Below are 19,592 nucleotides of genomic sequence, written 5' to 3' on the forward strand. Positions count from 1 at the left end.
ATCACCCTCCGCCGGCCCCGTCCTGGTCCTGTCCGCACGCCTGTCGCCCCCGTTCTCCGCATCGCCGAAACGTCGCGTCGGTGTCTGTTGTGCAACACCCTGCCTCAAAGGGTGCCCACGGGTCGGTATTTGCTTCGGCATGGGACTAGCCTTGGCGGACGACAGCCACCCGCTATCGGCGGCGGGTGCGTCCAGCTCATCGGAAGAGGCGAAGCACGTCGTGACGCAGTCGTCAGACCAGTCCACCGGATCTCCCGTTCCTGCGGACTTCGGAGCCAACGAGTGGCTCGTGGAGGAGATGAAGGAGCGGTTCGAGGCCGACCCGAACAGCGTCGATCCCGCCTGGGCGACGTACTTCAAGAACGGCAACGGTACGACGACCGCGGCCGCCGCTCCCCCGACGCCCCCCGCCGCAGCCGCTCCCCCCGCCGCAGCCGCTCCCCCCGCCCCGGCCGCCGCTCCGGCCGCGGCTCCGAAGGCCGCTCCGGCCGCGCCCGCGAGCGCCTCCACCGCGCCCACCCCCAAGGCGACGCCGGCCCCCCAGGTCAGCCCCGCCTCCTCGACCACGCCCACGCCGCCGAAGGCCGACTCCCCCGCCCCGACCCCGAAGGACGCCCCGCGTCCGGCGCCGGTGACCGCCAAGGACGAGCCGACCCTCACCGTGCTCCGCGGCATCCCCGCGGCGACCGCCAAGAACATGGACATCTCGCTGTCGGTGCCGACGGCGACCTCGGTGCGCAACATCCCGGTCAAGCTGCTGTGGGACAACCGCATCGTCATCAACAGCCACCTCAAGCGCGCCCGCGGCGGCAAGGTGTCCTTCACCCACATCATCGGCTACGCGATCGTGAAGGCGATCAAGGCGCTGCCGGCGATGAACAACACCTACGACGAGATCGACGGCAAGCCGACCATGGTCACGCCGGCCCACATCAACCTGGGCCTGGCCATCGACCAGCAGAAGAAGGACGGCACCCGCCAGCTCGTCGCGCCGAGCATCAAGGCGTGCGAGTCGATGGACTTCGCGCAGTTCTGGACGGCGTACGAGGACATCGTGCGCAAGGCCAAGGACAACAAGCTGACCATGGAGGACTACTCCGGTACGACGGTCAGCCTCACCAACGTCGGCGGCCTCGGCACCAACAACTCGGTGCCGCGGCTGATGCAGGGCCAGGCCGCGATCATCGGCGTCGGCTCGATGGACTACCCGCCGGAGTTCCAGGGCGCGTCCGAGGAGACCATCGCGCGCAACGCGATCTCCCGGATCATGACCATCACGTCGACGTACGACCACCGGGTCATCCAGGGCGCGCAGTCCGGCGAGTTCCTCGGCCAGATCCACCGCTACCTCCTCGGCGAGGACGGCTTCTACGACGAGATCTTCCAGGCGCTGCGGATCCCCTACGAGCCGATCCGCTGGAACGCCGACATCGCGACGTCCCACGACGACGAGATCGACAAGCAGGCCCGGATCCTGGAGCTGATCCACGCCTACCGGGTGCGCGGTCACCTCATGGCCGACACCGACCCGCTCGAGTACAAGCAGCGCAGCCACCCGGACCTGCGGATCGAGTCGCACGGCCTCACCCTGTGGGACCTCGACCGGGAGTTCCCGACCGGCTCGTTCGGCGGCCGGGACCGGCGCTTCATGAAGCTGCGCCACATCCTCGGCATCCTGCGCGACTCGTACTGCCGCACCACCGGCATCGAGTACATGCACATCATGGACCCCGAGCAGCGCCGCTGGATCCAGGAGCGCGTCGAGCAGCCGCACAGCAAGCCGCCCCGCGAGGAGCAGCTGCGGATCCTGCTCAAGCTCAACCAGGCCGAGGCCTTCGAGACCTTCCTGCAGACCAAGTTCGTCGGCCAGAAGCGGTTCTCGCTCGAGGGTGGCGAGACGAGCGTCCCCGTCGTCGACGAGATCGCCGAGGCGGCCGCCCAGGCCGGCCTCGACGAGGTCTGCATCGGCATGGCCCACCGTGGCCGGCTCAACATGCTCGCCAATATCGTCGGCAAGTCCTACAACCAGATCTTCCGCGAGTTCGAGGGCAATATCGACCCGCGCACGGTCCAGGGCTCCGGCGACGTGAAGTACCACCTCGGCGCCGAGGGCGCCTTCGTGGCCGGCACCGGCGAGACCATCAAGGTCTCGGTCGCGGCGAACCCGTCCCACCTCGAGACCGTCGACCCGGTCCTGGAGGGCATCGCCCGCGCGAAGCAGGACGTCCTCGACCGCGGCGCCGAGTTCCCGGTGCTGCCGATGCTCATCCACGGCGACGCGGCGTTCGCGGGCCAGGGCGTGGTGGCCGAGACGCTCAACCTCTCCCAGCTGCGCGGCTACCGCACCGGCGGCACCATCCACGTCGTCATCAACAACCAGGTCGGCTTCACCACCGCGCCGGGCGCGTCCCGCTCCTCGCTGTACTGCACCGACGTGGCCCGGATGGTCCAGGCGCCGATCTTCCACGTCAACGGCGACGACCCGGAGGCCTGCATCCGCGTCGCCCGGCTGGCCTTCGAGTACCGCCAGACCTTCAACAGCGACGTCGTCATCGACCTCGTCTGCTACCGCCGGCGCGGGCACAACGAGGGCGACGACCCGTCGTACACCCAGCCCCTGATGTACGACCTCATCGAGCAGAAGCGCTCGGTGCGCAAGCTCTACACCGAGTCCCTCATCGGTCGCGGCGACATCACGATCGAGGAGGCCGAGCAGGTCCTGCGCGACTACCAGCAGCAGCTGGAGCGGGTGTTCACCGAGGTCCGCGAGGCGACGGCCGCCCCCAAGGAGTGGACGACGGTCCCGGACTACCCGGACAAGCCGGAGGGCGAGACCCAGACGGCGGTGACGCCGGAGGTCCTCAAGCGGATCGCCGACGCGTACGTCACGCCGCCGGACGGCTTCACCGTCCACCCGAAGGTGATGCCCCAGCTGCAGCGCCGCGCCGCCGCGATCGCCGACGGCCCGATCGACTGGGGCACCGGCGAGATCCTCGCGTTCGGCTCGCTGCTCATGGAGGGCCGCCCGGTCCGGCTGGCCGGCCAGGACTCGCGCCGCGGCACCTTCGTGTCCCGCTTCGCGACGATCATCGACCGGGTCAACGCCGACGAGTGGACCCCGCTGGCCAACCTCACCGAGGAGCAGGCGAAGTTCTTCGTCTACGACAGCCTGCTCTCGGAGTACGCCGCGCTCGGCTTCGAGTACGGCTACTCGGTGGCCCGTCCCGACGCCCTGGTCCTCTGGGAGGCCCAGTTCGGCGACTTCGTCAACGGCGCCCAGTCGGTGATCGACGAGTACATCTCCGCGGGCAAGACCAAGTGGAACCAGGACTCCGGCGTCGTGCTGCTGCTGCCGCACGGCTACGAGGGCCAGGGCGCCGACCACTCCTCGGCGCGCATCGAGCGGTTCCTGACCCTGTGCGCCGACGACGCGATGGTCCTCGCCCAGCCGTCGACCCCCGCGTCGTACTTCCACCTGCTGCGCCGGCACTCCCTCGGCGGCGAGCACAAGCCGCTCATCGTGTTCACGCCGAAGTCGATGCTCAAGCGCAAGGAGGCGGCCTCGGTGCCGGCCGACTTCACCACCGGCGAGTTCCGGCCGGTGATCGGCGACGCGACGGCCGACCCGGCCAAGGTGCAGACGGTGCTGCTGGTCTCCGGCCGGCTCACCTGGGACCTGATGGTCGAGCGGAAGAAGTCCGAGCGCGAGGACATCGCGATCGTCCGGGTCGAGCAGCTCTACCCGTGGCCGACCGACGCGATCCGCGCGGAGCTCGACAAGTACCCGAACGCCGCGGTCCGCTGGGTCCAGGACGAGCCCTTCAACCAGGGTCCGTGGCCGACCTTCTACCTCAACGTCGTACCGCACCTGGGTCGCGCGATCGAGCCGGTCACCCGGCCCGCGTCCTCGACGACGGCGGTCGGCACGGCCAAGCGCCACCTCGAGGAGGCGAAGGTCCTCATCGGCGAAGCGTTCAGCTGATGTACTTCACCGACCGCGGGATCGAGGAGCTCGAGCAGCGCCGGGGCGACGAGGAGGTCACCCTGGCCTGGCTCGGCGAGCGGCTGCAGGAGTTCGTCGACACCCACCCGGAGTTCGAGGTGGCCGTCGAGCGGTTCGCCACCTGGCTGGCCCGCCTCGACGACCCCGACGACTGACCCGCCGCGTCCTCACCTCACATTTGCACTGACCCGGCGCGTCCTTACCTCGTCGTAGGTAAGGACGCGCCGGGTCGGGGTCGTTTTCAGGTCAGGATGAGCCGGGTCGGGGTCAGGCGGGGAGGGCCTCGCTGAGGCCGATCCGGCGGTGGAGGGCGCGCAGCGGGCGGGGAGCCCACCAGGAGCGCTCGCCAAGGAGCCGGATGCTGGCGGGCAGCAGGATCCCGCGGATCAGGGTGGCGTCGACGAGGATGGCCAGCCCGGTGCCGAGCCCGAAGAACTGGATGAAGCTGACCGAGCTCACCAGGAACGCGAAGAAGCTGATCGCGATCAGCGCCGCGGCGGTGCTGACGATCCGGCCGGTGTGGGCCAGGCCGTGGACCAGCGCCTCGCTGTTGGCCATCCCGTGGTCGCGCATCTCCTTGATCCGGCTCATCACGAAGACCTCGTAGTCCATCGACAGCCCGAACGCGACGCAGAAGAGCAGCACCATCATCGAGCTGTCCATCGGCTGCGGCGTGAACCCGAGGACCCCGGACAGGTGGCCGTCCTGGAACACCCAGACCATCGCGCCGAGGGTCGCGCCCAGGCCGACCGCGTTGAGCACCAGCGCCCGGAGCGGCTGGACCACGCTGCCGGTGAACAGGAACAGGATCACCATCGTGGTCAGCACCAGCCAGCCCGCGACGAGCGGAAGCCGGTCGCCGATGCCGGTCATCTGGTCGTGCAGCTGGGCGCTCGCCCCGCCCACCAGGGCGTCGGTGCCCGCCGGCGCCGGGACCGCCCGCACCTCCTGGACCAGCTCCCGGGCGTCCGCCGACATCGGGTCGAGGTCGGTGACCACCGAGAGCAGTGAGGCGTCCTCGCCGGCCCGCGTGTCCACCCGTACGACGCCGGGCAGCTCCCCCAGCGAGGCCGCATAGGCCGCGAGCTCGTCCTCGCCGACCGCGGAGGTCGTGACCACCTGGACCGGGTGGGTGCCGTCGCCCGCGAAGGCCGAGCGCAGCACGTCGCCGGCCTGCCGGCTGGACGCGCTCGTGGGCAGCACCCGGTCGTCCGGCGTACCGAACTCGATGCCGGCCAGCGGCACCGCGACGACGAGCAGGCCGGCGAGCACCGGCAACGCGCTGAGCAGCGGGCGGCGGGCCACGAACCGGGCCAGGCGCGCCCACGCGGGCGCCTCCTCGCCCCGGATGCCGCGCACCCGCGGGATCCGCCACGCGTCGACCCGGTCGCCGAGCAGGCTGAGCCCGGCGGGGAGGACGACCACCGCGGCGAAGGCGGTGATCAGCATGACGCCGATGCCGGCGTAGGCGAACGAGCGCAGGAAGTACATCGGGAACACCAGCAGCGACGCCAGCGCGACGGCGACCGTGGTCGCGCTGAACGCGATGGTCCGGCCGGCGGTCTCCACCGCCCGTCGTACGGCGTCCTGGTGGGCGCGGCCCGCAGCCCGCTCCTCGCGCACCCGGGCGACCATGAGCAGGCCGTAGTCGACGGCGAGGCCGAGCCCGAGGCCGGTGGTGAGGTTGACGGCGTAGATGGACACGTCCGTCGCGGAGCCGAGGATCGACAGCTCGGCGAAGGTGCCGAAGATGGCCGCGACGCCGACGCCGAGCGTGACGAGCGCGCCGACCACATTGCCGAAGGCGAGCACGAGCAGCACCAGGATCAGCGGGATCGCGATGCTCTCGGCCAGGCCGAGGTCCTTCCCGATCTGGGCGCCGATCTCCTCGCCGACCACCTCGCCGCCGCCGACGTCCACGCTGATCGCGCCGTCGGAGCCGGCCGCGCCGGCGTACTCGTCGAGCACCGCCCCCGGGTCGGCCTCCTCGCCGGGCGCGATCGAGGCGGTGACCAGGGCGTACCGGCCGTCGGTCGAGCGCATCGGGCCCGCCCTGCCGTCGAAGTACGACGCCACGTCGGCCAGCGCCGGGTCCGACCGCAGTCGCTCGGTCAGCGCGGCGCCCGCACCCGCCGAGGCGGCGGAGTCGACGTCGCCGTCGGCCGCCTCGACCACGAACACGTAGTCGGACCCGCCGGCGAACCGCTCCTCGAGCAGGACCGCGGCGCGGCTGCTCTCGGACTCGGGGTCGTCGAAGCCGTCCGTCTGCAGCTTGCCGAAGGCGCCGACGCCCACGACCGCCGCGACCACCCCACCCAGCAGGCCGAGCGCGAGCACCGTGCGGGCCCGCCTCGTCACCAGTCCACCGATCCAGCCGAACATCGCGCTCCTCCAATGTGTGCACACGTTAACTTTATGGCCGTTAACTTGGCACAGATGTGTACAGGTGTCAACATGTCTTCGTGACCTCGACCAGCACCGCCCGGCGCAGCTACCACCACGGCGACCTGCGCAACGCCCTCGCCCGGGCCGCCGCCGAGCTCGCCGCGACCGGCGGGCCGGACGCGGTGACCATCCGCGGCGCCGCCCGCGCGGTCGGGGTGACGCCCACGGCGGCGTACCGCCACTTCGAGAACCAGTCCGACCTGCTCGAGGCGGCGCGGGCGCTGGCGATGGACGGCATGGTCGCGGTGACGGCGGAGTACCTGCAGCAGGTCCCGGACGACGACGACCCGGTCGTGCGCGCCACGGCCCGGCTGCGCTCGTCGGGTCGCGGCTACATCCGCTTCGCGCTGGCGGAGCCGGGGATCTTCCGCACCTGCTTCACCGGCCGCCTGCGCGAGCCGGCCGGGCCGCCCATGGCCGACCCGCCGGCGCCGTACGTCCTGCTCGGCACCATCCTCGACGAGCTGGTCGACGCGGGCTATCTCGACCCGGCCGACCGCCCCGGCGCCGAGGCGGCGCCGTGGTCGGCGGTCCACGGCCTCGCGATGCTGCTCGTCGACGGCCCCCTCAAGGACTTCGACGAGGACGAGCGGGAGGCCGCGATCGAGCGCACCCTCGACATGGCCGTGCGCGGTCTCGCCACCGGGCCCCGCGGAAGGGCCGCCGAGCGCTAGTCTCACGCCCGTGAGCGAGGAGCTGATCGACTACGCGGCCTGGGGCGAGCGGTTCTTCGCCACCGCGGTGACCGCCGAGCGGGTGCTGAGCGGCGTCAACGCGCTCGCCGGCCGGCCCATCGACGTCGGACCGCTCGGCGTCGGGCCGGGACGCATCGCCAAGGTGACCGCGACCGGCACCATCGGCACCGCCACCGGCGAGCGGGTGGGCTCCGGCCCGGTCGCGTTCCGCGTCGAGCTGCCGGTGGACCTGCGGTTCACCATCGACTTCGGCATGGACAAGCAGCGCTTCGACGCCGGCGTCACCGTCCCCCTGGTGATCACCGCCCGCGGACGCGAGGACCTGGCGATCGTGCTGGAGGTGACCCCGCCGACGGCGGAGGAGGTCGTCGTCGACCTCACGGCGCAGGGCCTGCGCGCGGCGCTGACCAGCCGGGTCGCCAACATGGAGGGCGAGCTGCGCCGCTTCGTGGCGAAGTACGTCGCCCGCGAGGTCGGCAAGCCCGCCGTCGAGCAGGCCACGGTGATCGACGTGGCCGGGGCGATCGACGGCGCCGCCGCGCGGGTCGTGCCCCGGACGGAGGAGCCGGCATGAGCACCTATCCCCCGGCGCCGTGGCACATGCACGGGTCCCTGTGGCTGTCGGTGTTCCGGCTGGGCCGGGCCGTCGACGAGCGCCATCCCGCCGGGACGTACGGCGTCGCGCTGGTCTCCTACGAGGAGCCGAGCCCCCTCACCTACCACGAGCTGCTGCTCGCCCGGACCGTGAAGAACAGGGCCGGCAAGGGCGCGGTGACGATCACCGACATCTGGGTCGACTCCCCCGCCTCGCAGGCGGGCGGCCGGGCGCTGTGGGCGATCCCCAAGCAGCTGTGCGACTTCGACCGGGAGAGCAGCTTCCGCGGACCCGTCACCTCCACCGACTGGACGGCCCTGGCCGGGCGCCGCCCGATCGTGGACGCCAGCTTCACCGACGTGTCCCGCGCCGCGCTCCGGGTGCCGTTCACCGGGCTGGTCGAGCAGCCCGGCATCCCGGAGCACCCGGAGACCGCGGACGTGGTGATGAAGGGGACCGCCAAGGCGCTGCCGTGCCGCGGCCGGTGGAGCTTCGCCGCCGACGGCCCGCTGGGCTTCATGCGGGAGGCCCGTCAGCTCGGCTCGTTCCGGATGGCGGGCTTCCGGCTCGCCTTCGACTGACGCGCTCGTCGCACCGGACGGTTCCGCTGCGAGAGGCGCTAATCCAGAGCGGTCTCGTCCGGTACGACGGCCGAGTCGGCCACAGAGTCGGCGGCAGGTCCACCACCGTGCTCGGCGAGGGCGCGGCGCGAGGAGTCCTTGATCTCGAAGATCTCGGTGGCCAGGCCGCCGACGGCGGCGGCGACGTCGCCGACGGCGCGGGTCACGATGCCGGCGACCTCGCCGACGGTGTGCGCGGTCGCCTCGGCGCCGGCCTGGAGCGCGTCCTTGGCGATCTCGCCCCTGCTGAGGTGGTCCCGTCCGGTCATGGAGCCAGTGTCCCCCGCGCCGCCTCAGGCTGCCAACGAGTCCTCGGTCACGGACCCCGGGCCGCGCACGGGAGCGGCGTCCGGCGTACCGCCGGGCAGGGCGTAGCGGCAGATCTTCTTGAACACGCTGAACAGCTGCTTGCTGAGCCGGCCGGTGTTGTAGGGCAGGCCGTAGCGCTCGCAGATCTCCTGCACCTCGGCGGCGATCTCCGGGTAGCGGCGCGCCGGCAGGTCGGGGAAGAGGTGGTGCTCGATCTGGTGGGACAGGTTGCCGCTCATCACATGGAACAGCTTGCCTCCGGTGATATTGGCCGAGCCGAGCATCTGGCGGAGATACCAGTGGCCGCGCGTCTCGTTCTCGGTCTCCGCCTCGGAGAACGACGCGACGCCGGAGGGGAAGTGGCCGCAGAAGATGATGTTGAAGGCCCACACGTTGCGGACCAGGTTGGCGACCGCGTTGCCGGCGAAGGTCAGCGGGAACAGCGGCCCGGTGAGCGCCGGGAACAGCAGGTAGTCCTTGACCGCCTGGCGCCGGATCTTCCGCATCAGTCCCGGGTAGAGCGGCTTGTTGTCGGCCAGCGTGCGCTTGCCGGACACGATGTTCTCGACCTCGAGGTCGTGCAGCGCGACGCCCCACTCGAAGAAGGTCATCAGCAGGAACGCGTACAGCGGGTTGCCGAGGTAGTAGGGGTGCCACTTCTGGTCGGGGTCCATCCGCAGGATGCCGTAGCCCACATCCCGGTCCTTGCCGACGATATTCGTGAACGTGTGGTGGATGTAGTTGTGGGAGTACTTCCACTGCTCGCCCGGACACACCGTGTCCCAGTCGAACATCCGGGAGTTGAACGCCGGGTCGCCCAGGAAGTCGTACTGCCCGTGCATCACGTTGTGCCCGATCTCCATGTTGTCGAGGATCTTCGACACGCCCAGGCAGGCGACGGCCGGCAGCCAGCCGACCACGGGCAGGTAGAACAGCGCGCGCCCGGCGATCTCCATCTTGCGCTGGGTCGTGACGACCTTGCGGAGGTACGCCGCGTCGTCCTCTCCGAGGTCGGCGATCACCCGCTGGCGGATGGCGTCGAGCTCGGCGCCGAGCTGCTCGATCTGGTCGGCGGTGAGGCCGTGGTACTTCTCGTCGAGCTCGTTGCTCGGGGTGATGGTCTCAGTCATTCTCGTGCTCCTGTCGCTCGGTCGAGACTGTGGTTCGTGGTGGGTGTTCGCCGACACGGCGCAAGCCGTCCTCCCCCGCTGCGCTCCTCCGGGCCGTTTGCGCCGGGTCGGCGAGGAGGCAGCAGGCTGATCAGACGTCGATGTGGCAGTCGCCGGCGGCGGTGGTGACGCAGAGGCGGATCTCCTCGTCCGGCAGGGAGGACTCCTCGCCGGTGAGGACGTTGCGGACGGTGCCGGCGGTCTTGGTGCGGGTGCAGGAGAAGCAGATGCCCATCCGGCAGCCGAACTCCGGCCTCAGCCCGAGCTCCTCGGCCTGCTCCAGCAGGCTGGCGCCGGTGGCAGCGGCGGTCGCGCCGGAGCGGGTGAAGGACACCTCGCCCTCGACGGCCTCGCCCGCGGCGGCGGCCCGGGCGACGGCGGGCTTGAAGAACTCCATCCGCAGCCGGGGCGACAGCTCGCCGTCGGGGCCCGTGTAGGCGTCCTTGACGAGCTCGACCAGGCCGGCGGGGCCGCAGAGCCAGGTGTCGGTGTCGCGGAAGTCGGGCACCAGGCGGCGCAGCTCGAACGCGCTGAAGAGCTGGTCGCCGTAGTGCAGGTGGACGTCGACGCCGTTGTCGGCCGCGGCGATCGCCGCCAGCTCGTCGGCGAAGATCTGGTCCTCGTGGCTGCGGGCGAAGTGCAGGAAGGTCACCCGGCGGCCGGCGTGGCCGTCGTACCCGTCCCGGAGGAGGGTGCGGAGCATGGACATGGCCGGAGTGATGCCGGAGCCCCCGGTGATGAACAGCAGCCGGCTGATGGTCGGCGTCGCCGGGCTCTCGACGAGGGTGAACCCGCCCTGCGCCTGGGAGAGGTGCAGGAGCTGGCCGGGCTGAGCCTCGCGGACGAGGTACGACGACACCTGGCCCTCGTCGTGGGCGCGGATCGTGAGCGTGAACCGCTCCCCCGGCGCCGAGGCGGCCGAGGAGATCGAGAACGCGCGGGTGTGCCGCTTGGCCGAGCCGGGCAGCTCGACGCCGACCAGGACGTGCTGGCCGGCGCGGTGGCCGCGCCAGGTGCTGGTGGGCTGGAGGGTCAGCGTGGCGACCGGGGCGGATCCGGTCGCGTCGTCGCCGGAGGTCTCGCGGCGGACGGACACGACCCGGGCGCGCACCTCGTGCGCGGCCCACATCGGGTTGAACCGCTCGAGGTACCGGTCGACGCCGTGCGGGGTGGTCAGCGCCGCGGCGAGCCGCGAGCGCAGGAGCCGCCCGACGGGGCCGCCGGGAGCCGGCGGGGAGATGAGCGCGGACATCGCGTCTCCTTCGGGAAGTTTGAGTGCACATCCGTACTCCGAAACTCTGACCGCTGGGCGCAGGGCAGGTCAACGACCGGACCGCGTGATAGTGCACACATGTTCACTCACGTAGGATCGCTGTCATGCCCGAGAGCCGTGTCGAGCGCAAGGAGCGGACCCGCCGCGCCATCCTCGACGCCGCCCTCACCCTGTCCGAGGACTCCGCGCTGGTCGCGCTGTCGCTGCGGCAGGTCGCCAAGGAGGTCGGCATCGTGCCGACCGCCTTCTACCGGCACTTCACCTCGATCGAGGATCTCGGCCTGGCCCTGGTCGAGGAGTCGCTCGACACCCTGCGCTCGCTGCTGCGCGAGCTGCGTCGTACCGCCGGCGAGGACGCCGGCACCATCATCGACGGCTCGGTCGCGGTGCTCGTCGAGCAGGTCCGCAAGGAGCACGCGCACTACGGCTTCATCGCGCGCGAGCGGTTCGCCGGCCCGGCCGCGGTGCGCGGCGCCATCGCCCGCGGCATCGAGCTCGCCGAGCGCGAGCTGGCCACCGACCTCGCGCACCTGCCCGGCACCGACACCTGGACCGAGCACGACCTCCAGGTGCTGTCGGCGCTGATCGTGGGCGCGATGGTCACCACCGCCGAGCGGCTGCTCGGCACCGGCCCCGGCTCCCTCGCCGAGCAGCGCGTGGCCGACGCCGCGCGGACCCAGCTGCGGATGATGCTCGTCGGCGCCCGCAACTGGCGCTCCGGGACCCCCTGATCCGCGCCCGGATGCAACCCCGAGGGGGCGCCGGCGCGTCCAGGTAGTGCACCCCCTCGACTCCAGGAGCACTCGCATGTCCGTCTCGGGCCCCCGTCGTACCGTCCTGTCCGTCCTCGCCCTCGTCACCGGCCTCCTCGTCACCGCGCTGGTCGCGACGCCCGCTCCGGCGCACGCCGCGGCCCACCGCACCCGGGTGGTGGTGAAGGTCGCCGACTGCGAGGGCTGCGAGGTCTTCCTCCAGCAGGGCCTCCGGCACCGCTGGTGGTCGAGCCGGACCCGCACCGTGCGCGACGGCAAGGCGGTGTTCACGGTGCCCTCGAGCCGGACCCGCGGCATGTCCATCGGCATCACCGGAACGTGGGAGGTCGCGTCGCCGCACCCGTCCGGCTTCCAGGCGATCGTCACGCTGCGGTACCGCGGCGTCCCGCGCGGGGCCCACGTCGAGCAGGCGGTCGCCCAGAGCAAGCGGCACGGCTCGGCGTGCTTCCCGGGCACGCAGAAGCGGCGGCTGGTCCTCCACGTCACCGCCCGCCGGGTCAGCGTCGCCGGCAACGGCGGCCCGGCCGACACCACCCTCGCCTGGGCCGACCCGCAGACCCGGGTGATGCGCGGCACCCGGATGCGGCTGTACGACGGCGTCGCCGGCGCGCAGGACATCGTGCCCTGCTGGTGAGCCGGGCAGCGGGCGTCGCGCTCGTCACGTTCGGTGGACGGCCGGACGTCCCGGCGGGGACCATGTCGCGGTGCCGACCGCAGCAGACCTCCTGAGCACCGCCGCCCGCAACGCCTGGGCGATCTCGCCCCTCGGCGACGGCGTCGAGCAGTACGACGGCCTGCCGGCCACCGTGCTCTCCGACGCCCCGCACCGGCGGCTCGTCCGCTTCGACCGGGCCGCCACGGCCCGGGCGCCGCGCCCCGTCCTCCTCGTGCCGCCGCTCGCCGTGTCGGCGCGCTGCTTCGACCTGCGGCCCGGCCAGAGCCTGGCCGCGCACCTGCTGGACGCCGACCGGGCGGCGTACCTCGTCGACTACGGGCGGATCACCTTCGCCGACCGCGGCATGGGCTTCGAGGCGTGGGTCGACGACATCCTCCCGACCGCGATCCACTCCGTGCTCGCCGACCACGCCGCCGGCGGCGACGCGGCCGACGGCGTCGATCTCGTCGGCTGGTCGCTGGGCGGCACGATGAGTCTGCTCACCGCCGCCGCGCACCCGGACCTGCCGATCGCGTCGCTGACCGCCTTCGGGACGCCGATCGACTACTCGCTGATCCCCGCGATCCAGCCCCTCGTCATGGCCGACCGTGTGCTCGGCACCCGGGCCGTCACCGCGCCGACCGCCGCCCTCGGCGGCGTACCGCGTCACCTGGTGCGGGCGAGCTACCGCGCGATGGCGCCCCGCCGCGAGCTGACCAGGGCGGTGCACCTGGCGAGGAACATCCTCGACACCGAGGCGCTCGCCCGGACCGGCGCGATCGACGAGTTCATCGCCGAGATGCCCGGCTATCCCGGCCGCGCCTACCACCAGATCCACACCCGGCTGATGGTCCGCAACGAGCTCGCCTCCGGCACGGTGCACCTCAGCCGCCGGCGGGCAGTCCGGCTCGCCGACGTACGGACCTCCGTGCTGTTCGTCGGCAGCGCGACCGACAACATCGCCGACGGGCCGGCCGTCCGGGCCGGCGTGGACGTCGTACCCGGCGCGCGGTATGCGGCCGCCGACGGGCTCAGCCACCTCGGCCTGGTCGCCGGGCCCCGGGCCGCCGAGATCAGCTGGCCGCTGCTCGACGCGTTCCTGGGCTAGTCACTGGCGCCCCTTCCGTCACAGGGGACGGGCGGCTCATGCGCTTGTCAGGGGTTGCAACACCTGACAAGCGCATGGATCCCCGGATGTCCGGGGATCCATGCACCTGCGAACCAACCGGCCAGGCGGCCAGCCGATCAGTGCCCGCCGTGAGCACCCGCGGGAGCGTCCACCTTGGACGGCAGCAGCAGGGCCATGGCGACCACGACCACGCCGATCACGGCGCCGGTGGCGAAGGCCCACTGCAGGCCGCCCATGAAGGCGTCGACCGGGCGGGCGCCGGCGGCGGCGAGGTGCTCGCTGCGGTTGGTCATGATGACCACGAGCAGCGCGGTGCCGATCGCGCCGGCGACCTGCTGGAGGGTGCCGAGCAGGGAGCTGCCGTGGGAGTACAGCTGCGGCGAGAGGTCGCCCAGGCCGATCGTGAAGACCGGCGTGAAGACCAGCGCCAGGCTGACCATGAGCGCGACGTGCAGGGCCAGGATGACGGCGTACGGCGTCTCGGCGCCGATCCGGCTCAGCCCGAACAGCAGCGCGACCATGGCGACCGAGCCGGGGACGACCAGCGGGCGGGCGCCGATCCGGTCGTAGACCTTGCCGACCTGCGGGCCGAGCAGGCCCATCGCCAGGCCGCCGGGCATGACGAGCAGACCGGTCTGGAGCTCGGTGAGGCCGCGCAGGTCCTGCAGGTAGAGCGGCAGCAGGATCATCGAGCCGAGGAAGGCCATGAAGCCGGCGGCCATCAGGACCAGGGACACCGCGTAGTTGCGGTGGCGCAGGGTGCGCAGGTCGAGCAGCGGGCGGTCGGAGCGCTGGAGGCGGATCTGCAGCGCGGCGAACAGGGCGATCAGCACGACGCCGGAGCCGATGAGCAGGGTGGGCTCGGGCCACGCGGCGTTGCCGACCTTGCTCAGGCCGTAGACGAAGAGGCTGAAGCCGCCCGCCGCCAGCACGACGCTCACCCAGCTGATCGGGCTGCGGTTGGTCTCGCCGACGTTCTCCAGCTGCTGGAGGCCGAACCAGCCGACCAAGATGGCGATCGGGAGCACGGTGAAGAAGATCAGCCGCCACGAGCCGAGGTCGAGCAGGATGCCGGACACGGCCGGGCCGAGCGCCGGGGCGCAGGACATCGCGAGCGTGACCTGGCCCATCACCCGGCCGCGGTCCGCAGGTGACACGACCGTCATCAGGGTGGTCATGAGCAGCGGCATCATCACCGCGGTGCCACCGGCCTGGACCACGCGGCCCACGAGGAGCACCTCGAAGGTCGGGGCCACGGCGGCGATCAGGGTGCCGACGCTGAAGGTCGCCATCGCGGTGGCGTACGCCGCCCGCGTGGTCACCCGCTGGAGGAACCAGCCGGTCACCGGGATGACGGCGGCCATGGTCAGCATGAACACCGTCAGCGCCCACTGGGCGGTGGTCGAGGTGATCGCGAAGTCGGTCATCAGCCGCGGGATGGCGTTGACCATGATCGTCTCGTTGAGGATCACGACGAAGGTCGCCGCGACCAGCAGCTTGATGACGAGCGGGGTCCGGCCCGGGGTCACCGGGGCACTGGCGAACTCCTGCTCGAACGCAGGCGTTTCGCCGGTCTCCGTGGGTCCGGAGAGCGCAGTCATGACGGGTCCTATCGGTTGGTGGCGTGGTCCAGCGGTGGCCGACCACGTGACGCCAGGTGGCTCGGGTGGGCCGTCGCTTCACTGGTACGACGAACCGACCGTCACCGAATCGACATGACGGGCCAGGGAAATTCATCGGCCCGCCCCATCAGGCGCTGACAGGACTCAATCGTCCAGCACCGACAGTCATTCCCGCCAATGGTTAATTGCGCGTGAAGACGATCTTGCCGAAGACGTCGCCGGCGGCCATCGCGGCGAACCCGTCGCGCGCCTCGGCCATCGGCAGCACCCGGTCGACCACCGGCCGCACGCCGGTGCTGTCGAGCAGGTTGACCAGCCCCGCGAGCTCGCCGCGGGTGCCCATCGTGGACCCGACGACGCTGAGCTGCAGGAAGAAGATCCGGGTCAGCTCGGCGTCGTCGAGGTTCGGACCGGAGGTGGTGCCGGAGATGACGATCCGGCCGCCGGGCCGCAGCGCGCGGATCGAGTGCGACCAGGTCGCGCGGCCGACGGTCTCCATCACGGCGTCGACCTTCACGGGCAGCCGGGCGCCGGACTCGAACACCTCGTGGGCGCCGAGCTCCAGCGCCTTGGCGCGCTTGGCCTCGTCGCGGCTGGTGGCCAGCACCCGCAGGCCGCCCGCGCGGGCGAGCGCGATGAGCGCGGTCGCGACGCCGCCGCCGGCGCCCTGCACCAGCACGGTGTCGCCGGCCTTGAGCGCCCCCTGCGTGAACAGCATCCGGTACGCCGTGAGCCAGGCGGTCGGCAGGCACGCCGCCTCCTCGAAGGACAGCGAGGCGGGCTTGGGCACGACATTGCGGGTCGGTACGACGACCCGGTCGGCGAAGGTCCCCTGGTGCCGCTCGGACAGCAGCGAGCGCCGGGGGTCGAGCGTCTCGTCGCCGCTCCAGGCCGGGTCGGAGACGACCGCGTGGACGACCACCTCGTTGCCGTCCTCGTCGTACCCCGCCGCGTCGCAGCCGAGGATCATCGGCAGCGCCTCGGCCTTGAGGCCCACGCCGCGCAGCGACCACAGGTCGTGGTGGTTGAGCGAGGCGGCCCGGACGCTGATCGTGGTCCACCCGTCGGGCGCGACCGGGTCGGGGCGCTCCCCGACCACGAGGCCGGTCAGTGGGTCGTCGGCGGAGCTGGCGAAGGAGTCGGCATAGACGGCGAACACGGGACCGACCCTAGCGACCCCTCAGATCCGGGCGACGCCGTCCCGACGTGCGGCCTCCGCGACCGCGGTCGCCACCGCCGGGCCGACCCGCGGGTCGAACGGCGACGGGATGACCAGGTCCTCGGAGAGGTCCTCGCCGACCAGCGCGGCCAGGGCGTCCGCGGCGGCGACCTTCATGCCCTCGGTGATCGCGCTGGCGTGGACGTCGAACGCGCCGCGGAAGATGCCCGGGAACGCCAGCACGTTGTTGATCTGGTTGGGGAAGTCGGAGCGACCGGTCGCGACGACCCGCGCGTGGCGATGGGCGACGTCGGGGTGCACCTCGGGGTTCGGGTTGGCCATCGCGAAGATGATCGCGTCGTCGGCCATGGTGGCGACGACCTCCTCGGGCACGGTGCCGCCGGAGACGCCGATGTAGACGTCGGCGCCGTCGAAGGCCTCGGCCAGCGTGCCGCGGCGGCCGCACTGGTCGGCGGTGAGCTCGGCGAGCGCCTTCTTGGACGGCGTGAGGTCGGTGCGGTCGGAGCTGACCACGCCCTTGCGGTCGGTGACCGCGATGTCCTTCACGCCCGCGGCCAGCAGGATCTTCGCGATCGCGACCCCGGCGGCGCCCGCCCCGGAGATGACCACGCGGGTCGCGTCAGCGGTGCGGCCGGTGAGCTTGAGCGCGTTGACCAGGGCCGCGAGGGTCACCACCGCCGTACCGTGCTGGTCGTCGTGGAAGACCGGGATGTCGAGGGCCTCCTTGAGCCGGTCCTCGATCTCGAAGCAGCGCGGGGCCGAGATGTCCTCGAGGTTGATGCCGCCGAAGCTCGGCGCGAGGCGGACGACCGTCTCGATGATCTCCTCGACGTCGGTGGTCGCCAGGCAGATCGGGATGCCGTCGACGCCGCCGAACTGCTTGAACAGCACCGCCTTGCCCTCCATCACCGGCATGGCGGCGTCCGGGCCGATGTCGCCCAGGCCGAGCACGGCGGTGCCGTCGGTGACGATCGCGACGGTGTTGGGCACCCAGGTGTAGTGCCGGGTCAGCCCGGGATCGGCGGCGATCGCCTCGCACACCTCGGCGACACCGGGGGTGTAGGCCAGCGAGAGCTGGTCGCGGGTGCTGACGTCGGCCGTGGGTACGGTCGCCATCTTCCCGCCGAGGTGCAGATCGAAGACCGGCTCACCCGCGCGCGGATGGGGGGAGGGAACGACGTCAGCCACGATCGTTCATCCTTTCACATCCGCCGGACCGGCCGGGCGGGACGTCCGCATGGGACCGGTCACAGTGGCCGCGGCCAGGGCCACACCCGCCCGCGTACGACGCCGGGCACCTCCTCCTCCGGCACCGCTCCGCGGTGGCGCGAGTCCACGCCCACGTCCGGGTTGTCGCCGCGCAGCCACCAGCCGCTCCCCCGGCGCTCGGCGACCCGCTTGACCACGAGGGTGCCGTCGGCGAAGCGGGCGACGACGACGCGACCGGGCCGGACCCGGGCGCCGTACACGACCAGGAGACGGTCGCCCGGCCGCAGCGTCGGCCGCATCGAATCCCCCCGGACCACGGCGAGGCCGATCCGACGCGACGGACCGCCGCGACCCCGACCTGCCGTTGCCGCCCGCGCCATGGCGAGTAGTGTCGCAGGCAGCACGTTCCCACCCGCCTGAACTCCAGAGAGGACCGACATGTTCTCCCGTCTCACCACGACCCTCAGCAGGGCCTTCGTCGCCCCGACCGTCGAGGTCTCCGCTCACTGCGACCTGCCCTGCGGCGTCTACGACCCCGCGCAGGCACGGATCGAGGCCGAGTCGATCAAGGCCGTCATCGCCAAGGCGCTCGACAGCGACGACCCGGACTTCCGCACCCGCGCCATCCTGATCAAGGAGCAGCGCTCGGAGCTGGTCAAGCACCACCTGTGGGTGCTGTGGACCGACTACTTCAAGCCGCCGCACTTCGAGGCGTACCCGCAGCTGCACACCCTGGTCAACGAGGCCACCAAGCTGGCGGGCGCCGCCGGCACCAAGGGCACCCTCGACGCCGCCAAGGCCGACGAGCTGCTGGCGAAGATCGACGAGATCGCGGAGATCTTCTGGGCCACGAAGAAGGCATGATCCGTTCGGACTAGCTCCGATGGGCCATCGTGCCCGGGTCACCCGGACCGCACGTCCATTTCGGACGTGCGGTCCGTGTTTTCGAGCACTCCTCCGCGACGTCCTGGCTTAACGTGACGCACGAACCGGGCACGGGCCCGGGACCACACCGGGACCTCGCGCGGAGGGAGACCTGCGCGGGCGACCGGTCCGAACCGGAGGGAGACATCCCGCGATGCATCGCGCCCTTTTCAAGATCCTCGTCGGCCTGGCGGTGGCGCTCGGCCTGACGCTCACGTCGGCGCCGGTCGCCTCGGCCGCGCCGGTGGCCCAGCAGGCCGCCGCCCCCGCCTGTACCGCCGAGGGCCAGGCCCTCGTCAAGGCGACCAACAACTACAACTCGGCGAACAGCTACGTCGCCGCCGCGGACGCCAAGGTCAAGAAGCTCAAGAAGAAGCTCAAGAAGGCCAAGAAGCACCACAAGCCCGCGAAGAAGATCAAGAAGCTCAAGAAGAAGCTGAAGAAGGCCAAGAAGGCCAAGCGCGTCGGCGTCGCCTACCGCAACCAGGCCGCGGCGCAGTACGGGCCGGCGTACACCGCGTGGGCCGCGTGCAAGGGCTCGCCCGGCGCCGTCGCGCCGAGCACCCCCGGCCTGCCGATCCAGGCGCTGTGCGACGCCGTCCCGGACCTGCAGCCCCTCTGCGACGCGCTGGCCGGCCTGCCCGGACTGGGCGACCCGTTCGCGACCTTCGACCAGCTCTGCGCCCAGTTCCCGCAGGCCCAGCCGCTCTGTGACGCGTTCAAGGCCGGCCTGAGCGACCCGCAGGGCCTCATCGACGTGCTCAAGACGACCCTGACCAGCCTGGGTCTCGGCGACGTCGTCAGCACCCTCGCCCCGGTGCTCGACACGCTGCAGAGCGTGCTCGACCAGCTGATCAGCGGCATCGGCGGGGGCGGCGGCCTGCCGAGCCTGCCGGGCCTCCCGGGCGGCGGCGGTGGCAACCCGCTGTGCTCGGTCCTGCCGCTGCCGGTCATCTGCTGACCGACGACAGGCGGGGCGTCGCACGCCCTG

General features: G+C 71.8%; 18 protein-coding genes. 10 read left to right on the top strand and 8 right to left on the bottom strand.

Annotated elements, in window-relative coordinates; all coding sequences use genetic code 11:
* Positions 1-298 precede the first annotated feature (298 nt).
* Both FIV44_RS02270 and FIV44_RS30150 read left to right on the top strand, forming a co-directional pair.
* A complete protein-coding gene (locus FIV44_RS02270; protein ID WP_246086983.1) occupies positions 299-3,982 on the top strand; it encodes a multifunctional oxoglutarate decarboxylase/oxoglutarate dehydrogenase thiamine pyrophosphate-binding subunit/dihydrolipoyllysine-residue succinyltransferase subunit in 3,684 nt (1,227 codons plus the stop codon).
* Positions 3,982-4,158: a DUF6104 family protein gene (locus FIV44_RS30150; RefSeq protein ID WP_181410938.1), complete on the top strand. Its 177-nt coding sequence runs from the start codon at positions 3,982-3,984 to the stop codon at positions 4,156-4,158. The genes FIV44_RS02270 and FIV44_RS30150 overlap by 1 nt, the downstream gene beginning before the upstream one ends.
* Before the next feature lie 112 nt (positions 4,159-4,270).
* Here FIV44_RS30150 and FIV44_RS02275 read toward each other — a convergent pair whose 3' ends face one another.
* The gene (locus FIV44_RS02275; RefSeq protein ID WP_141003074.1) at positions 4,271-6,385 is read right to left on the bottom strand and encodes an MMPL family transporter; all 2,115 of its coding nucleotides are present in this window, start codon (positions 6,383-6,385) and stop codon (positions 4,271-4,273) included.
* An 80-nt stretch (positions 6,386-6,465) separates the two neighbouring features.
* Here FIV44_RS02275 and FIV44_RS02280 point away from each other — a divergent pair, with 80 nt between their 5' ends.
* Genes FIV44_RS02280 through FIV44_RS02290 form a run of 3 tightly spaced genes read left to right on the top strand, consistent with a single transcriptional unit; the run spans position 6,466 to position 8,319 of the window.
* Positions 6,466-7,122 carry a TetR/AcrR family transcriptional regulator gene (locus FIV44_RS02280; RefSeq protein ID WP_141003075.1) on the top strand — a complete coding sequence of 219 codons (657 nt, stop codon included), beginning with the start codon at positions 6,466-6,468 and terminating at the stop codon, positions 7,120-7,122.
* A 10-nt stretch (positions 7,123-7,132) separates the two neighbouring features.
* Complete coding sequence (locus FIV44_RS02285) at positions 7,133-7,717, top strand: hypothetical protein (RefSeq protein ID WP_141003076.1); 585 nt, start codon at positions 7,133-7,135, stop codon at positions 7,715-7,717.
* Positions 7,714-8,319, top strand: coding sequence for an acetoacetate decarboxylase family protein (locus tag FIV44_RS02290; protein WP_141003077.1), 606 nt, complete (start codon positions 7,714-7,716; stop codon positions 8,317-8,319). The genes FIV44_RS02285 and FIV44_RS02290 overlap by 4 nt, the downstream gene beginning before the upstream one ends.
* A 38-nt stretch (positions 8,320-8,357) precedes the next feature.
* Here the strand turns inward: FIV44_RS02290 and FIV44_RS02295 are convergent, their stop codons facing one another.
* From FIV44_RS02295 to FIV44_RS02305, 3 genes are all read right to left on the bottom strand, one after another.
* Positions 8,358-8,627 (bottom strand): hypothetical protein, encoded by a 270-nt coding sequence (locus FIV44_RS02295; RefSeq protein WP_219996252.1) that lies wholly within the window; start codon positions 8,625-8,627, stop codon positions 8,358-8,360.
* A gap of 24 nt (positions 8,628-8,651) precedes the next feature.
* Entirely contained in the window at positions 8,652-9,797 is a 1,146-nt protein-coding gene (locus tag FIV44_RS02300) for a fatty acid desaturase family protein (RefSeq protein WP_141003078.1), read from the bottom strand.
* A 130-nt stretch (positions 9,798-9,927) separates the two neighbouring features.
* On the bottom strand, positions 9,928-11,088 hold the full coding sequence (locus FIV44_RS02305) for a flavin reductase family protein (RefSeq protein WP_141003079.1): 1,161 nt from the start codon (positions 11,086-11,088) through the stop codon (positions 9,928-9,930).
* Between the two features lie 125 nt (positions 11,089-11,213).
* Here FIV44_RS02305 and FIV44_RS02310 point away from each other — a divergent pair, with 125 nt between their 5' ends.
* From FIV44_RS02310 to FIV44_RS02320, 3 genes are all read left to right on the top strand, one after another.
* Positions 11,214-11,840, top strand: a complete 627-nt coding sequence (locus FIV44_RS02310; RefSeq protein WP_141003080.1) for a TetR family transcriptional regulator — start codon at positions 11,214-11,216, stop codon at positions 11,838-11,840.
* A gap of 76 nt (positions 11,841-11,916) precedes the next feature.
* Positions 11,917-12,516, top strand: a complete 600-nt coding sequence (locus FIV44_RS02315) for a hypothetical protein (RefSeq protein ID WP_141003081.1) — start codon at positions 11,917-11,919, stop codon at positions 12,514-12,516.
* 70 nt (positions 12,517-12,586) lie between these two features.
* On the top strand, positions 12,587-13,645 hold the full coding sequence (locus tag FIV44_RS02320) for an alpha/beta hydrolase (protein ID WP_141003082.1): 1,059 nt from the start codon (positions 12,587-12,589) through the stop codon (positions 13,643-13,645).
* A 137-nt stretch (positions 13,646-13,782) separates the two neighbouring features.
* Here the strand turns inward: FIV44_RS02320 and FIV44_RS02325 are convergent, their stop codons facing one another.
* The 4 genes from FIV44_RS02325 to sodX all read right to left on the bottom strand — a co-directional run bounded on the left by FIV44_RS02325 (position 13,783) and on the right by sodX (position 18,057).
* On the bottom strand, positions 13,783-15,267 hold the full coding sequence (locus FIV44_RS02325) for an MDR family MFS transporter (protein WP_141003083.1): 1,485 nt from the start codon (positions 15,265-15,267) through the stop codon (positions 13,783-13,785).
* Positions 15,268-15,469: 202 nt separating this feature from the next.
* Positions 15,470-16,447, bottom strand: coding sequence for a zinc-binding dehydrogenase (locus tag FIV44_RS02330; RefSeq protein WP_141003084.1), 978 nt, complete (start codon positions 16,445-16,447; stop codon positions 15,470-15,472).
* Positions 16,448-16,468: 21 nt separating this feature from the next.
* Entirely contained in the window at positions 16,469-17,584 is a 1,116-nt protein-coding gene (locus tag FIV44_RS02335; RefSeq protein ID WP_141007697.1) for an NAD(P)-dependent malic enzyme, read from the bottom strand.
* Between the two features lie 131 nt (positions 17,585-17,715).
* Positions 17,716-18,057: a nickel-type superoxide dismutase maturation protease gene (gene sodX / locus FIV44_RS02340; protein WP_141003085.1), complete on the bottom strand. Its 342-nt coding sequence runs from the start codon at positions 18,055-18,057 to the stop codon at positions 17,716-17,718.
* 58 nt (positions 18,058-18,115) lie between these two features.
* Here sodX and sodN point away from each other — a divergent pair, with 58 nt between their 5' ends.
* Complete coding sequence (gene sodN, locus FIV44_RS02345) at positions 18,116-18,541, top strand: superoxide dismutase, Ni (RefSeq protein WP_141003086.1); 426 nt, start codon at positions 18,116-18,118, stop codon at positions 18,539-18,541.
* A gap of 214 nt (positions 18,542-18,755) precedes the next feature.
* Positions 18,756-19,562 (top strand): hypothetical protein, encoded by an 807-nt coding sequence (locus FIV44_RS02350; protein WP_141003087.1) that lies wholly within the window; start codon positions 18,756-18,758, stop codon positions 19,560-19,562.
* Positions 19,563-19,592: the final 30 nt, after the last annotated feature.

Origin of the sequence: Nocardioides humi, from assembly GCF_006494775.1 — a bacterium.
GTDB classification, from domain to species: domain Bacteria; phylum Actinomycetota; class Actinomycetes; order Propionibacteriales; family Nocardioidaceae; genus Nocardioides; species Nocardioides humi.